Source organism: Roseburia sp. TF10-5, from assembly GCF_003462365.1.
GTDB lineage: Bacteria > Bacillota > Clostridia > Lachnospirales > Lachnospiraceae > Roseburia > Roseburia faecis.
The window spans coordinates 204,299-218,030 of sequence record NZ_QTYW01000002.1 but is presented as its reverse complement, the minus strand read 5'-3'; the positions used below and the strand labels follow the sequence as shown (position 1 = coordinate 218,030).

The 13,732-nt window shown below is 42.2% G+C and carries 15 protein-coding genes and 1 pseudogene; 15 read left to right on the top strand and 1 reads right to left on the bottom strand.

Annotated elements, in window-relative coordinates:
- Positions 1 to 242 precede the first annotated feature (242 nt).
- The 11 genes from DXD06_RS03115 (at position 243) to DXD06_RS17005 (ending at position 10,762) form a co-directional block, all read left to right on the top strand.
- Positions 243 to 1,502 carry a cell wall hydrolase gene (locus DXD06_RS03115; RefSeq protein WP_117830605.1) on the top strand — a complete coding sequence of 420 codons (1,260 nt, stop codon included), beginning with the start codon at positions 243 to 245 and terminating at the stop codon, positions 1,500 to 1,502.
- A gap of 130 nt (positions 1,503 to 1,632) precedes the next feature.
- On the top strand, positions 1,633 to 2,622 hold the full coding sequence (gene argF / locus DXD06_RS03110) for an ornithine carbamoyltransferase (RefSeq protein ID WP_117830604.1): 990 nt from the start codon (positions 1,633 to 1,635) through the stop codon (positions 2,620 to 2,622).
- A 41-nt stretch (positions 2,623 to 2,663) separates the two neighbouring features.
- Positions 2,664 to 3,641, top strand: coding sequence for a biotin--[acetyl-CoA-carboxylase] ligase (locus DXD06_RS03105; RefSeq protein ID WP_117830603.1), 978 nt, complete (start codon positions 2,664 to 2,666; stop codon positions 3,639 to 3,641).
- Positions 3,634 to 3,996, top strand: coding sequence for a DUF6145 family protein (locus DXD06_RS03100; RefSeq protein ID WP_055261114.1), 363 nt, complete (start codon positions 3,634 to 3,636; stop codon positions 3,994 to 3,996). Before DXD06_RS03105 ends, DXD06_RS03100 begins: the two co-directional genes overlap by 8 nt.
- On the top strand, positions 3,993 to 4,772 hold the full coding sequence (locus tag DXD06_RS03095; RefSeq protein WP_022045631.1) for a type III pantothenate kinase: 780 nt from the start codon (positions 3,993 to 3,995) through the stop codon (positions 4,770 to 4,772). The genes DXD06_RS03100 and DXD06_RS03095 overlap by 4 nt, the downstream gene beginning before the upstream one ends.
- Before the next feature lie 2 nt (positions 4,773 to 4,774).
- Entirely contained in the window at positions 4,775 to 5,743 is a 969-nt protein-coding gene (gene dusB, locus DXD06_RS03090) for a tRNA dihydrouridine synthase DusB (RefSeq protein WP_117830602.1), read from the top strand.
- A 223-nt stretch (positions 5,744 to 5,966) separates the two neighbouring features.
- The gene (greA, locus tag DXD06_RS03085; protein WP_022045629.1) at positions 5,967 to 6,452 is read left to right on the top strand and encodes a transcription elongation factor GreA; all 486 of its coding nucleotides are present in this window, start codon (positions 5,967 to 5,969) and stop codon (positions 6,450 to 6,452) included.
- Positions 6,453 to 6,466: 14 nt separating this feature from the next.
- On the top strand, positions 6,467 to 8,533 hold the full coding sequence (gene lysS, locus DXD06_RS03080) for a lysine--tRNA ligase (protein ID WP_117830692.1): 2,067 nt from the start codon (positions 6,467 to 6,469) through the stop codon (positions 8,531 to 8,533).
- A 263-nt stretch (positions 8,534 to 8,796) separates the two neighbouring features.
- On the top strand, positions 8,797 to 9,681 hold the full coding sequence (locus tag DXD06_RS03075; protein ID WP_117603519.1) for a MerR family transcriptional regulator: 885 nt from the start codon (positions 8,797 to 8,799) through the stop codon (positions 9,679 to 9,681).
- Positions 9,682 to 9,812: 131 nt separating this feature from the next.
- Complete coding sequence (locus DXD06_RS03070; protein WP_431978808.1) at positions 9,813 to 10,034, top strand: tyrosine-type recombinase/integrase; 222 nt, start codon at positions 9,813 to 9,815, stop codon at positions 10,032 to 10,034.
- A 170-nt stretch (positions 10,035 to 10,204) separates the two neighbouring features.
- Positions 10,205 to 10,762 (top strand): hypothetical protein, encoded by a 558-nt coding sequence (locus DXD06_RS17005; protein WP_158569473.1) that lies wholly within the window; start codon positions 10,205 to 10,207, stop codon positions 10,760 to 10,762.
- On the opposite strand, the pseudogene DXD06_RS18065 reads toward DXD06_RS17005, so the two are convergent.
- Positions 10,717 to 10,815, bottom strand: a pseudogene (locus DXD06_RS18065) (helix-turn-helix domain-containing protein); the annotation flags it as partial. The gene DXD06_RS17005 and the pseudogene DXD06_RS18065 sit on opposite strands and share 46 nt — an antisense overlap.
- 212 nt (positions 10,816 to 11,027) lie before the next feature.
- Between DXD06_RS18065 and DXD06_RS03060 the strand changes: the two are divergent.
- The 4 genes from DXD06_RS03060 to DXD06_RS03045 all read left to right on the top strand — a co-directional run bounded on the left by DXD06_RS03060 (position 11,028) and on the right by DXD06_RS03045 (position 13,277).
- Positions 11,028 to 11,327, top strand: a complete 300-nt coding sequence (locus tag DXD06_RS03060) for a type II toxin-antitoxin system RelB/DinJ family antitoxin (protein WP_117830601.1) — start codon at positions 11,028 to 11,030, stop codon at positions 11,325 to 11,327.
- A gap of 5 nt (positions 11,328 to 11,332) precedes the next feature.
- Positions 11,333 to 11,674, top strand: a complete 342-nt coding sequence (locus DXD06_RS03055) for a type II toxin-antitoxin system RelE/ParE family toxin (protein WP_117830691.1) — start codon at positions 11,333 to 11,335, stop codon at positions 11,672 to 11,674.
- Positions 11,675 to 11,824: 150 nt separating this feature from the next.
- The gene (locus tag DXD06_RS03050; protein WP_117830600.1) at positions 11,825 to 12,295 is read left to right on the top strand and encodes a hypothetical protein; all 471 of its coding nucleotides are present in this window, start codon (positions 11,825 to 11,827) and stop codon (positions 12,293 to 12,295) included.
- A gap of 214 nt (positions 12,296 to 12,509) precedes the next feature.
- On the top strand, positions 12,510 to 13,277 hold the full coding sequence (locus DXD06_RS03045; protein ID WP_117830599.1) for a carbon-nitrogen hydrolase family protein: 768 nt from the start codon (positions 12,510 to 12,512) through the stop codon (positions 13,275 to 13,277).
- Positions 13,278 to 13,732: the final 455 nt, after the last annotated feature.

The following is a 13,732-nucleotide window of genomic DNA, read 5'->3' as shown; positions in this document are numbered from 1 at the left end:
GGTGTGCAGTGAAAACGCACACCCATTTTTTAAACGGAATATGAGCAAAAGTGGAGAACACTACCCATTTTTATACTAAAATTTGACAAATGGAAATTCCTGTGCTACAATAAGCCACGTAACAAACTTGTAACAAATGAAATAAAGTGTTTAAAAACGCAACATAAGTGTAATACTTATTGCATAAAATGTTACGAATCCACGGGTAAAAGGTGGATGAAACAAACTACGGAGGTTCATCAATGAAAGCAAGCAAAAAGGTGATGGAAAGTGTAATCGTGTCGGGACTGGCACTCACACTGGCGGTCACTGCAGTTACCGGTAATGGAGTGAATATTGCAGCAAAGGATGCAGCAGACACACAGTTTGTCAATAACGGGATTGCCGGAGTGGCATCTGCCATGAATGAATATGAACTGGAGTCAGCAGACTATCTGGACAGATATATTTCTGTTGAAAAGACAAATGCGGCTTTGGTTGCGGCAACAGCAGATGGAACGGTTATATCCGGAAATGATACAAGTGAAGAAACCACGGAAAAGGAAACTGTTTCCGAAGAGGAACAGGAGTGGCAGAATAAGCTGATGGCGAAGGTGGATGATTTTCTTTACGTCCGCGAAAAGGCAGATTCTGATTCCGAAATTGTCGGAAAGATGTACAAAGGGGATCGCGCAGTTGTGAAAGAAGCAGGCGATACCTGGACAAAGATTGAGTCCGGCAATGTAACAGGATATGTAAAGAATGAGTATTGTGTGACAGGAACAGATGCATTAAATTATGCAAAGAAACACTGTGATACGGTTGCGAAGGTTTCCATTGACGGTCTTCGTATTCGTAAAGCACCCGACACAGATGCGGAGGTAGTGAAAACCGTTGCATCGGGTGAGCACATGGATGTGAATACAAAAGCCGAAGAAACAGACGGATGGATTGCCGTCAAAGTTGGTTCAGATACCTGTTATGTGAGTGACGATTATGTGACCGTCACACTGGATACAGGCAAAGCAGTCACCATTGAGGAAGAACAGGCAGCAATCAAGGCTGCCGAAGAGAAAAAGGCAGCGGAAGAAGCAAAGAAGAATGCTTCTGTTTCTGCTGAAAAGAAATCGTCGTCCGGTCAGTCGGCATCTTCCCGGACAACACAGAATGCGTCGATTGCCGCAAGTGCAGATGAAGAGACACTTCTGGCAGCACTTGTACAGTGTGAGGCCGGAGGAACCAGCGTACAGTGTATGACAGCGGTTGGAGCGGTTGTTGTTAATCGTGTCAGAAGCGGCGGATTTGCAAATTCTATCTACGGAGTTATCTATCAGAGAGGTCAGTTTGGACCGGCATCTTCCGGCAGACTTGAAGCAAGACTTGCCAGCGGTGTCAGCGCAAGCGCCAGACAGGCAGCGAGAGCCGCATTAAACGGCAGTGATCCGACAGGTGGGGCAAAATACTTCAAACTGGCATCCAGCGGTCATGCGGGAACGGTTGTAGGACCGATTGTATTTTATTAAACTTAAAAATCCAGGAGCTTTGTCGAAAGGCAGAGCTCCTTTTTTGATCGGTCAATTTTCCATACCATTGTTGTAAAATTCCGGCAAATGGAGTAAAATGTTTTCAACGTACACTTAAGGAGGAAGAGCAATGACATTAAAGGGACGTAATTTGTTAAAAATGATGGATTTTACACCGGAGGAGATCCTGTATCTTGTGGATCTGTCCGCAGAGCTGAAAGAGAAGAAACATCAGGGAATCATGCATGACAGTCTGGTTGGAAAAAATATTGCACTGATTTTCGAGAAGACAAGTACAAGAACCCGATGCTCTTTCGAGGTAGCCGCACATGATCTGGGTATGCATGTGACATATCTTGATCCGAGCGGTTCCCAGATTGGAAAAAAGGAAAGTATTCCGGATACCGCACGTGTTCTGGGACGTATGTTTGATGGAATCGAATATCGCGGATACGGACAGGAAATCGTGGAAGAACTAGCAAAATACGCAGGGGTTCCGGTGTGGAACGGACTGACCAATGAATCCCATCCGACACAGATGATTGCCGATATGCTCACTATCAAGGAGCATCTTGGAAAACTTAAGGGTGTGAAGTTTGTATACATGGGAGATGCCCGCTACAATATGGGCAATTCCCTGATGGTTACCTGTGCAAAGCTTGGCATGCATTTTGTTGCCTGCACCAATCCGAAATATTATCCGGACAAGAAGCTCGTGGATTACTGTGTGGACGTGGCCTCCACGACAGGAGCAACCATCACACTGACAGACAGTGTTGCGGAAGCAACCAGGGATGCTGATGTCATTTATACAGATGTATGGGTATCCATGGGTGAACCGGAAGAAGTATGGGCAGAGCGTATCAATGACCTGAAACCGTATCAGGTAAATACCGATGCATTCAAAAATGCAAAGGACAGCGCGATCTTCATGCATTGTCTGCCGGCATTCCATGATTTAAAGACCACGATCGGAAAACAGGTTTATGAAAAGTTTGGATTATCCGAGCTGGAAGTGACCGATGAGGTATTTGAAAGTGAGCGCTCCGTTGTCTTCGATGAAGCTGAGAACCGTATGCATTCCATCAAGGCGATCATGAAGGCAACGTTATCTGACTAAGAAAAAACGTTTACATATTTTTGTGAATGGAAAGTATGATTATGAAAGCAGAAATTTTAAGACTGCTCCGTGAGACGGACGGATATGTGTCCGGTCAGGAGCTGTGCAATCAGTTTGGCGTATCCCGGACCGCTGTCTGGAAGGCAATTAACCAGCTGAAAGAGGCCGGTTATGAGATTGAGGCGGTGCAGAATAAGGGATATCATCTGGTATCTGTGCCGGACCGTATGGACGAAGTGGAGCTGGCAAGCATCCGAAAGACCGAATGGGCAGGCGCGGAAACGTATTATTTTGACAAGATTGATTCCACGAACACGAAAGCAAAAGAACTGGCAGAAGAAGGACATCCGTCCGGAACTTTTGTGGTAGCGGACCAGCAGACTGCGGGAAAAGGACGTCGCGGACGGTCATGGGATTCCCTTCCGGGAACGGGAATTTATATGACACTTATGCTCAAACCGGACATCAATCCGAACCATGCATCCATGCTGACCCTCGTGACAGCGATGGCAGTGGCAAATGCAATGCACCGGGTGACGGGAGCAGAGGCTTTGATCAAATGGCCGAATGATATTGTCATAAATGGTAAGAAGATCTGTGGTATTCTTACGGAAATGAGTGCACAGTTTGACTATATCAACCATATAGTGATCGGAATCGGAATTAATGTGCACAATGAAAGCTTCCCGGAAGAACTGCAGGATCATGCAGGTTCCCTGCTGCTGGAGTGCGGAAAACGTGTGCACCGTGCAGATCTGATAGAGGCATTTCTGGAAGAATTTGAGCGGTTATATGCCATCTATCTGCAAACCGAGGATCTGTCAGCATTACAGGAAGAGTACGATCAGCTGCTGGTGAACCGTGGCCGGCAGGTGCGCGTACTGGATCCGAAGGAGCCATTTGAGGGAAAGGCTATGGGAATTACAAAAAAGGGAGAACTGATCGTAGACACCTGGGAGTCAAGAAAACTGGTGTCTTCCGGAGAAGTCTCCGTGAGAGGAATCTATGGATATGTCTAAAGAGGCAAATGAGGTAGTATTGTGCGTATCCAACGCATACCAGAAAAAATTTTATCTGAATGAAAACTTCAACGGACTTCCACAGTCCATCCGTGACGAGTTAAAAATCATGTGCGTCATTTACACCGAGGATATCGGCGGAGTATTGGAGCTGGTATTTGATGAAGCGGGAAATCTGGAACTTCGCACTTCCTGCGAAGAAGGCGATTTCTGCTATGATGAGATCGGAAGCGTGCTGAAAATCAAGCAGCTGCGCAACGAAAAAAGGGAATTGCTGGAAGCACTTGAGATGTATTACAAAGTTCTGTATCTGGGCGAAGGCTTAGAGGCACTGGACGAGGAGGAAGACAAATGATATTAACCATAGATGTTGGAAATACGAATATTACCTGCGGGGTGTTTCAGGGCGATGAGATCGCCGCAAGTTTTCGTATTACGACAAAAATGCCACGGACATCGGATGAGTATGGGATGATGCTTATGAATCTGCTGGAGCAGAACGATATTCATCCGGCAGAAATTAAGGATGCCATTATCTGTTCCGTGGTGCCGAATGTGATGCATTCCCTGAGGGGCGGACTTGTCAAATATTTCCATATCACACCGATCGTGGTGGAGGCGGGCATCAAAACGGGAATCCGCATTGTGACACCGAATCCGCAGCAGATCGGAGCTGACCGTATTGTGGATGCAGTCGGGGCATACGAAATATACGGAGGTCCGGTGCTTGTCATTGATTTCGGTACCGCCACAACCTATGATTATGTGGATGAAAGCGGAGCCTTTCAGGGAGGGATCACAGCACCCGGAATCCGGATTTCAGCAAAAGCCTTGTGGGAAGATGCTGCAAAACTTCCGGAGATCGAGATCAAAAAGCCGGCATCAATTCTCGGAAAAGACACGATCACAAGTATGCAGGCAGGGCTTGTGTACGGACAGATCGGGCAGACCGAATATATTATTAACCGCGTGAAAGCCGAAGTCGGACTTGAAAATATCAAAACCGTTGTAACCGGAGGACTTGGCCGCATCATTGCCAATGAGACGGATGCTGTGGATATTTACGATCCGAACCTGACGTTAAAAGGGATCAATCTTGTGTATAAAAAACAGAATCGGAAAATAAAATAGTTATGATCAGACCACTTCAGATCGGCAGTGTGACACTGCCAAACAATTTAATATTAGCTCCTATGGCAGGCGTAACCGACCTGCCATTTCGCTTGTTGTGCAAAGAGCAGGGGGCAGGGCTTTTGTGCATGGAAATGGTAAGTGCCAAAGCAATTCTCTATAAAAACCGCAACACACAGGCACTTCTGACGATTGATCCGCGGGAAAACCCGGTGTCTTTGCAGTTGTTTGGATCAGATCCGGATATTATTGCAGAGATTGCACATCAGATTGAGGATCGCCCATTTGATATTCTTGACCTGAATATGGGCTGCCCGGTGCCAAAGATTGTGAACAACGGGGAAGGCTCGGCACTCATGAAAAATCCAAAACTCGCAGGAGAGATTATTGAAAAGACAGTAAAAGCGATCAAAAAACCGGTTACGGTGAAAATCCGCAAAGGGTTTGATGACGAGCATGTCAATGCGGTGGAGATGGCAAAGATTGCGGAAGCTTCCGGTGCGGCAGCAGTTGCCGTGCATGGACGGACCAGGGAGCAGTTCTATTCCGGCAAGGCAGACTGGGACATTATCCGTCAGGTAAAAGAAGCCGTAAAGATTCCGGTCATCGGAAACGGAGATCTGCTTACGGCGGAGGATGTGATTGCCATGGAAGAACAGACCGGATGTGATGGCTTCATGATCGCAAGGGGCGCACAGGGAAATCCGTGGATTTTCCGGCAGATCCTGCATTATTTTGAAACAGGGGAGCATCTGACGAAGCCGCCGGCATCGGAGGTGGCACAGATGATTCTGCGTCATGCCCGGATGATGCTGGAGTTTAAAGGTGAATATATCGGTATCCGTGAGATCCGCAAGCATGCGGCATGGTATACCGCCGGATATCCGCATGGAGCACGGCTGCGTGTGGCAATCAATCAGGTGGAAAATTACGAACAGCTGGAGACACTATTGATGGAGTATTTCGTCTGATGTATAGAAAGCTGTGTCGATGTTCACGGAATTGCTGTTCAGGTGCTGGGTGGACACGGTGTGGGGCGGGAGGTAACTTCACGGATGAGCGACAGTCCGGTTTGAAGGAGAATATCTTGACAGAATGTGGACAATTCGCTATAATACCTAGGTTATTGTGGATTATTTATGCGCTTTTTTCAAAAAGCTGCATATAAAAAATATAGAATCAGGGGTAAATCAAATGGATAAGAAAAATATCTTGACCTATGAAGGTCTGAAAAAGCTCGAAGACGAACTGCAGAATCTCAAAGTTGTAAAGCGTAAGGAAGTTGCTCAGAAGATCAAAGAAGCCCGTGAGCAGGGTGACTTGTCCGAGAACGCAGAATACGATGCAGCAAAGGACGAGCAGAGAGACATCGAGGCGCGTATCGAGGAGATCGAAAAGATCTTAAAGAATGCCGAAGTCGTTGTTGAGGAAGAGGTCGATCTGGAGAAGATCAGCATCGGATGTAAGGTAAAGATTCTCGACTGCGAGTTCAACGATGAGTTAGAGTACAAGATTGTTGGTTCCACAGAGGCAAACAGCTTAAAGGGAAAGATCAGTAATGAATCACCGGTAGGCCGCGCACTGTTAGGTAAAAAAGTAGGCGATACCATTACCGTAGAGACACAGGCTGGAGAGTTATCTTACAAGGTACTCGAGATCCAGAGATCAACCGTAGATTAAGAGAGGAAATGAAAATGGCAGGACAGAATAACGGAAAGCAGGGCGGACAGCAGCAGGATGTCAACCAGCTGTTAAAGGTGCGCCGTGAAAAGCTTGCAAATCTGCAGGAAGCAGGACAGGACCCGTTCCAGATTACCAAATATGACGTAACCCATCACACATCAGATGTGAAGGATCTTTACAATGCACACGAAGAGAAGCTTTTAGCCGGCAGACCGGCAGTTAATACCGATGGTATGGACGAGGCAGCTGCAAGAGAGGCAGTCAAAGCAGATTATGAGGAAAGAAGAAGCATCATGGATGCCGATCCGATCCACGTATCCATTGCAGGACGCATGATGTTCAAGCGTGTCATGGGAAAAGCATCTTTCGCAAACATTCAGGATCTCAAGGGAAACATCCAGATCTATGTTGCGCGTGACGCAATCGGAGAAGATCTGTACGCAACTTTCAAGAAATCCGACATCGGTGATATCTGGGGTGTCAAGGGATATGCATTCCGCACAAAGACAGGAGAAATCTCTATCCATGCGGAGGAGATGACACTGCTTTCCAAGTCTTTACAGATTCTTCCGGAGAAATTCCATGGACTGACCGACACGGACATGCGCTACCGTCAGAGATACATTGATCTGATCATGAATCAGGAGAGCAAGGAAGTATTTGTAAAGCGTTCCAAGATTTTAAAGGAGATCCGTAACTTCTTAGCAGACCGTGATTTTATGGAAGTAGAGACTCCGATGCTTGTTGCAAACGCAGGCGGTGCGGCAGCAAGACCGTTTGAGACACATTACAATGCATTAAATGAGGATGTAAAGCTTCGTATTTCCCTGGAACTTTACTTAAAGAGACTGATCGTTGGTGGTCTGGAGCGTGTATACGAGATCGGCCGTGTATTCCGTAACGAGGGTGTGGATACCCGCCACAACCCGGAATTTACCCTGATGGAGCTGTATCAGGCATACACCGACTACGAAGGTATGATGGAACTGACCGAATCCATGTTCCGTTACCTTGCCGAAAAAGTATGCGGATCTACAAAGATCTCTTACAATGGTGTAGAAATTGACCTTGGAAAGCCATTCGCACGTCTGACGATGAACGATGCCATCAAGAAATATACCGGAATTGATTTTGATCAGGTACCGGATGATGCAGCAGCAAAGAAACTTGCAGATGAGCATCATATTGCATACGAAGAGCGTCACAAGAAGGGGGATATCATCAACCTCTTCTTTGAGGAATACTGCGAGAAGGAACTGATCCAGCCGACCTTTATCATGGATCACCCGATCGAGATTTCTCCACTGACCAAGAAGAAACCAAGCGATCCTACCAAGGTAGAGCGTTTCGAGTTATTCTGCAATACGTGGGAGATGTGTAATGCATACTCCGAGTTAAACGATCCGATTGATCAGCGTGAGCGTTTCGCCGCACAGGATGCCAATGCCGCAGCCGGTGATGACGAAGCAGAACACACCGATGAAGATTTCCTGAATGCACTGGAGATCGGTATGCCGCCTACAGGTGGTATCGGATACGGAATTGACCGTCTGGTAATGTTACTGACAGACAGTCAGGCAATCCGTGACGTACTGCTGTTCCCGACAATGAAGTCCTTAGATGGTGTAAATAAGAAAAATGATGTAAATAATACAGCTTCTGAAGCACCTGAAAAAAATGTAAAAACTGAGTCTGAAAAGATTGATTTTTCTAAGGTAAAGGTAGAGCCTTTATTTGAGGAATTTGTTGATTTTGATACATTCAGTAAGTCAGATTTCCGTGCAGTAAAGGTTAAAGAGTGTGTTGCAGTACCGAAGTCAAAGAAACTGTTACAGTTTACTCTTGATGACGGAACAGGCACAGACAGAACCATTTTAAGCGGTATTCATAGCTTTTATGAGCCGGAAGAACTGGTTGGAAAGACTCTTATTGCTATTACAAATCTTCCACCGAGAGCTATGATGGGCATTGACTCTTGCGGTATGCTCCTCAGTGCTATTCATGAAGAAGAAGGCGAAGAAAAGCTTCATCTTCTGATGGTAGATGACCACATTCCGGCAGGTGCAAAGCTCTATTAAGATGATGTAAAGATGTACCGTTTTACAAAATAGACGGGACGTACTTCATTTGATAAAAAACTAAAAAAACAGCGATTTACATCAAACTTACATCAATTGATGCAGAAATTGGTGCAAGCAAGAAAAAATCGCATAATTAGCAGAATGAATGGGCAGTCCTGAAATCGGGATTGCCCATTTTTAGAAGAAAGACGAAAAACTCTTGACCTGCACGCAGCGTATACGCTTATACTATCAACATAAATCATAAGGAGGTGCATCTGATGTTATTAAATGAAATTATAAATGAGGTTGGAATGACAAAGCGTGCAGTTAAGTATTATGAAGAAAAAGGATTGCTGTCAGTGGATAAAGATAACAATGGTTATCGTAACTATACTGCACAAGATGTCGAAACTTTAAAAAAGATTTCAGTATATAGAAAACTCGGTATTAGTATTAAAGACATACAGAGTCTTTTGGAAACTGGCGACAAAAGTATTCTTCTTCGTATTTATCAAGAAAAAGTGCAGGAAAAAGTTTTAAAAGACTCAGAACTTGAAGCTTTGAAGCAATTTATAGATGATGGTGACGCAGACAAAGCAAATGAGGCACTTGATTATCAAACCGTTGAAAATGCAATTGAGTCTTTGCTACCGGGAAAAGAATGGGGAGATTATTTTAAAAGTCATTTCAAACCATTTCTTAATGTAAGGTTGAAGACTCTGGAACAGAAGCGAGCACTACAAAACATATTAGAATATTGCGATGAAACGATATTGAAAGTTCCTTTCATTATGGGAATAGGTGCGAAGATGATAGGTGGAATTGCACAAGAAACCAGAACCGCAGATGAGATGATAGCCTATTATCGTGATATGAGTGAAAGTGAATATGAAAGACTAAAAGAAAAAGTATGGAAAGGTGCTAAAATGAAAAACGGTATAATGAAATACCATCCAGCATTTATTGCACAGAGAAAAATGCAGAAAGAGTTACAAAATAAAGGATATAATGATATATTCATTCCTAATTTAATGGTTCTGTCTCCAACGTATGCAGAATATAAGAAAGCGTTAGATAATGTGAACGATAGAATGTGTAGAGAACTTGGACTGTATTATGATAGCAATTATAACTTAGTTATTAAAAAAGATAATTCTAAGTAAAAGTTAAACTACCCTTTGGGAGAGGAAAAATCCTTTTCTCAAAGGGCTTTTTCTATTTATACGGATATTCGCAAACTACAAGATAAAGCCAAATCCGAAGAATTATCCGTGATTGCAATGATGAGCAGTTTTTGCACAGTGATGAACCTGATGTGTTGCTTCCTCATTTTAGCTGTCACTCGCTTAGACATACATTTACAACAAGAATGTGTGAAGCTGGAGTAAATATAAAGGTCATTCAAGACGCACTCGGACATTCAGACATTTCAACCACACTGAACATCTATGCTGATGTTACAAAGGAAATGAAAGCGGCAGAGTTCAAAGGATTGGATAGCTACTTCGTAGTATAATATTGGACTTCACATATGGAAAGAGAACATACAGAGTGTTGTGTGTTCTTTTTTTTGCGGGAACTAGAAATAGTTGTCTCGATAAAAGTGTGATAGAATGGGAGAAGAATAAATGATTGATTATAGAAAGTATATGAAATAGATGTTATGTGACAAAGAGGAAAGCTATTATGGAAAACGAACTGCGAAAAGCTATAGAGAAATGGGTTGAATATCAGATTGAGCAAAACAAGGAATTAGAAAAGAAATACCCACCTAATCCACCGAATGATGTATGTAAAACGGCTTATATGAAAGGGCTTTTAATTGAAAATAGTTTTGAACCTGAAGTTGGCGAGATGAATGAATTATTTGAAGTAGAGCATGAAAAAGTATTCGTATGGACACATGAAAAAGATAGAAATTCATCTATCATAATTAAAGTAGACCCGGAAGTTAAGGATATGCCATTTTGGAAAAATATTGCAAGCATTATGTGGCTGGCTATGCAATATGCAAATTCTTTTGAGGGGATTTCAGCAGATTGGTATGAATATAGATGGATATATTATTTTGATTCTAATAAAAACTTAGCAGAACAAGTATTCAATAACCTCGAACAGTTTGATAGTGTAAACTTAACAAATGGAAGAATCATAAAAGCGACTGATATTGGAAATCTCGCACCGGAAATAGAGCTAATGATGTCTTTAAAAGTCACACCTTTGGATAATTCGTTTTCGATGTAGATACGGTCATTAAGTGTTAGATGTTTCTGGTTTCCAGGGATATATTTACTCATGATAATTCTCCTTCTACTGCTGTCAGAAGGAACTTTTACAATAACACTGATGTATGAAAGAGTAAATATCTACTGTGCAGGACTAAATTCTACCGCCCTGTAGGGCAGTGGAATTTAAAATTTCATTTTAGGGAAAAAAATAACTAATTAAATCGGTATTGCAAAATACTATACAACGTGGTACATTACAGATAGATAGGAGGATATGGACTATGGCAGTTAAAACAGCTAATGTAACAGCACGTATTCAACCGGAGATCAAAGAACACGCAGAGGCTATATTAGAAAAGTTGGGGATTCCGGTATCAGTATTTATTGACATGGCATATAGACAGGTTATTATGAGAGATGGAGTCCCTTTCTCATTAGAAATCCCGAGTACTTTTACAACTAGAGATGCATTATCAAAAGAGGAATTTGATACCATTATGCAGACTGGTCTTGCGCAGGCAAAGGCAGATGACTCTTTGGCTATGGATGATGCATTTAATCAGTTAAAAGCGGAGATTTAATGTGTATGGATAAAAAGTACGAAGTAAAGGTAACTCGGCAAGCGATGGCACAAATGAAAGAGATTGTGCATTATATTTCTGCGGAACTTCTAGCGCCAGAGGCTGCCAATAAGTTGCTTGATAAAATGCGTGATGCAATCGCTGCATTATCTTTTATGCCGAAGAAATATGCACTTATAGAAGAGGAGCCTTGGAAGCATGAAGGAGTGCGAAAGATTATTGTAAAAAATTTCCTAATATATTATTGGGTGGATGAAGAAAATTTTAAAGTACAAGTTATTGCAGTGATTTATAATAGGAGAGATCAGTTGCGAGCATTGATGTATATGGATTATAAATCAGAGTAATGATGACTTACGCCCAACATGCTCCCAATTTACGCCCAAAAGGAAAAAAGGGTGTAGAATTAGGGTGAAATATGAAATGCTGTTGTATAAAATATAAAGTAATATAGGTGCATAAAGGGCTATAAAATAGATTTGTTGATCTTCCCGACAATGAAGAGCATTGGTGGCGTAAAGGCTGAAAATGGCGTAAGTTCTAAGCCTTCAGAAGAGGTAAAAGCCGAGCCAGAGAAGATTGATTTCTCTAATGTAAAGATTGAACCTTTATTTGAGGAAGAAGTAGACTTCGATACATTCAGCAAGTCAGATTTCAGAGCTGTTAAGGTAAAAGAGTGTGTAGCAGTTCCTAAGTCAAAGAAATTATTACAGTTTACTTTAGATGACGGAACAGGCACAGACCGCACTATTTTAAGCGGAATCCACGCTTATTATGAGCCAGAAGAGCTTGTTGGAAAGACACTTATTGCCATCACAAATCTTCCACCTAGAAAGATGATGGGAATTGAATCTTGCGGTATGTTACTTTCAGCAGTAAACAATCTTAAGGATTCAGAGGATGAAGAACTTCATCTTCTTAGTGTTAATAATTACATCTACCTATTCGGAGGTGCATTAGCGTCATAATTCCGATTGCGGAAGAGACTGAAAAATGTTATTCTTATCATAGGCAGTGGAGCTTTCTTAGTTCAGTTGTTTCGTGTGGTAACTTAACAATAACGGATTATGGAAAGTAATTCTACTGCTTTTTCAATAAAAATAAAACTGCGCCACAGCCTTGGCAGGCCATCGCGCAGTGATTTTGTTCAATCGTTATTTGTAGAGAGGAGATGATTGTTAAATGAGAATTGCTGCGTATCAATTTGCTGTATCTGGAAATATTAGTGAGAATTATAAAGAAATAGAAAAAGCAATATATATCGCAAAAACTGAAAATGTTCGGTTGCTTATATTTCCAGAATGTTCATTAACAGGGTATCCTCCGAGAAATATATCTAATGCGTCATGTGTTGATTTTAATCTTGTTCAGATAATGTGTGATAAACTTCAATCAATAGCTAACAAAAATGACATTTCCTTTATTATTGGAACTATATTTAAAGAAAAAGAAATATACAATAGAGCAATGTTGTTTCAGCCTAATAGTCAAATTGAGTTCTATGATAAGCGTGCCTTGTGGGGATGGGATAAGGATAATTTCACAAAAGGCAGTAACAATGGAATATTTGAAATGGAAGGGATAAAATTTGGAATAAGAATTTGTTTTGAAATCAGATTTCCTGAATTCTTTCGAGAACTATACAAAAGAAATACAGATATAAATCTAGTTCTATTTTATGATGTAGCAGATATAGATGATAACGAAAGATATAACATGATTAAAGGACACTTACAAACTCGAGCAGTTGAAAATGTTACTACCACTATTTCTGTAAATGCTATTTCACCATTTCAAACGGCTCCGACAATGATCCTTGGAAAATCGGGTCAGTGTATAAAAGAATGTGTTAGAAATAAGCCTGAACTTTTGATTTATGATTTTGAAAAGACAGAGAATGATTTCGGTGAAAATGGAAGGATATCAATATCTGATATGTTGATTGAATAGAGTGCAATTGATGTTTCAAGACAATGAATTGGTTAACTTCCAGTTGTGCGCCCAGCTAAGGGTGTGTAGTCAAGCCGGTGGGATTCCGGTTTATCCAAGGTTTAGCCAACCAGATAATAGCGAGTCTTGGGATGATGCCGGTAACGGCATCTGACAAGCGTAGACAGCAAGAAAGCAGGGTTGAATAGTGATTGAGCTTCGAAACGTTAACTTCAGTCGGTCGACGTCTTAACTGGTGCGGAAGACAATATCATGTAATGCGATATGGCGAGTGTTATGTGGCACTGCGGAGTCAGAGAATCAATCATGTTCTACATTATGAATACACATCAACTGGGGAGAACCTGCCATTTCTCGAAGAAGAGTATGAAATTGCAACTGAAAACGGAGTATTTCAAATGAATGGTAGGTGGTCGGACAATCCCATAGTACTGTAGAAAACCTGGTGTACATTC

Bases quoted from the DNA above. Each gene is read 5' to 3' on its own strand.
- DXD06_RS03115 (WP_117830605.1), top strand. From the start codon at position 243: ATGAAAGCAAGCAAAAAGGTGATGGAAAGTGTAATCGTGTCGGGACTG.
- argF (WP_117830604.1), top strand. From the start codon at position 1,633: ATGACATTAAAGGGACGTAATTTGTTAAAAATGATGGATTTTACACCG.
- DXD06_RS03105 (WP_117830603.1), top strand. From the start codon at position 2,664: ATGAAAGCAGAAATTTTAAGACTGCTCCGTGAGACGGACGGATATGTG.
- DXD06_RS03100 (WP_055261114.1), top strand. From the start codon at position 3,634: ATGTCTAAAGAGGCAAATGAGGTAGTATTGTGCGTATCCAACGCATAC.
- DXD06_RS03095 (WP_022045631.1), top strand. From the start codon at position 3,993: ATGATATTAACCATAGATGTTGGAAATACGAATATTACCTGCGGGGTG.
- dusB (WP_117830602.1), top strand. From the start codon at position 4,775: ATGATCAGACCACTTCAGATCGGCAGTGTGACACTGCCAAACAATTTA.
- greA (WP_022045629.1), top strand. From the start codon at position 5,967: ATGGATAAGAAAAATATCTTGACCTATGAAGGTCTGAAAAAGCTCGAA.
- lysS (WP_117830692.1), top strand. From the start codon at position 6,467: ATGGCAGGACAGAATAACGGAAAGCAGGGCGGACAGCAGCAGGATGTC.
- DXD06_RS03075 (WP_117603519.1), top strand. From the start codon at position 8,797: ATGTTATTAAATGAAATTATAAATGAGGTTGGAATGACAAAGCGTGCA.
- DXD06_RS17005 (WP_158569473.1), top strand. From the start codon at position 10,205: ATGGAAAACGAACTGCGAAAAGCTATAGAGAAATGGGTTGAATATCAG.
- DXD06_RS03060 (WP_117830601.1), top strand. From the start codon at position 11,028: ATGGCAGTTAAAACAGCTAATGTAACAGCACGTATTCAACCGGAGATC.
- DXD06_RS03055 (WP_117830691.1), top strand. From the start codon at position 11,333: ATGGATAAAAAGTACGAAGTAAAGGTAACTCGGCAAGCGATGGCACAA.
- DXD06_RS03050 (WP_117830600.1), top strand. From the start codon at position 11,825: ATGAAGAGCATTGGTGGCGTAAAGGCTGAAAATGGCGTAAGTTCTAAG.
- DXD06_RS03045 (WP_117830599.1), top strand. From the start codon at position 12,510: ATGAGAATTGCTGCGTATCAATTTGCTGTATCTGGAAATATTAGTGAG.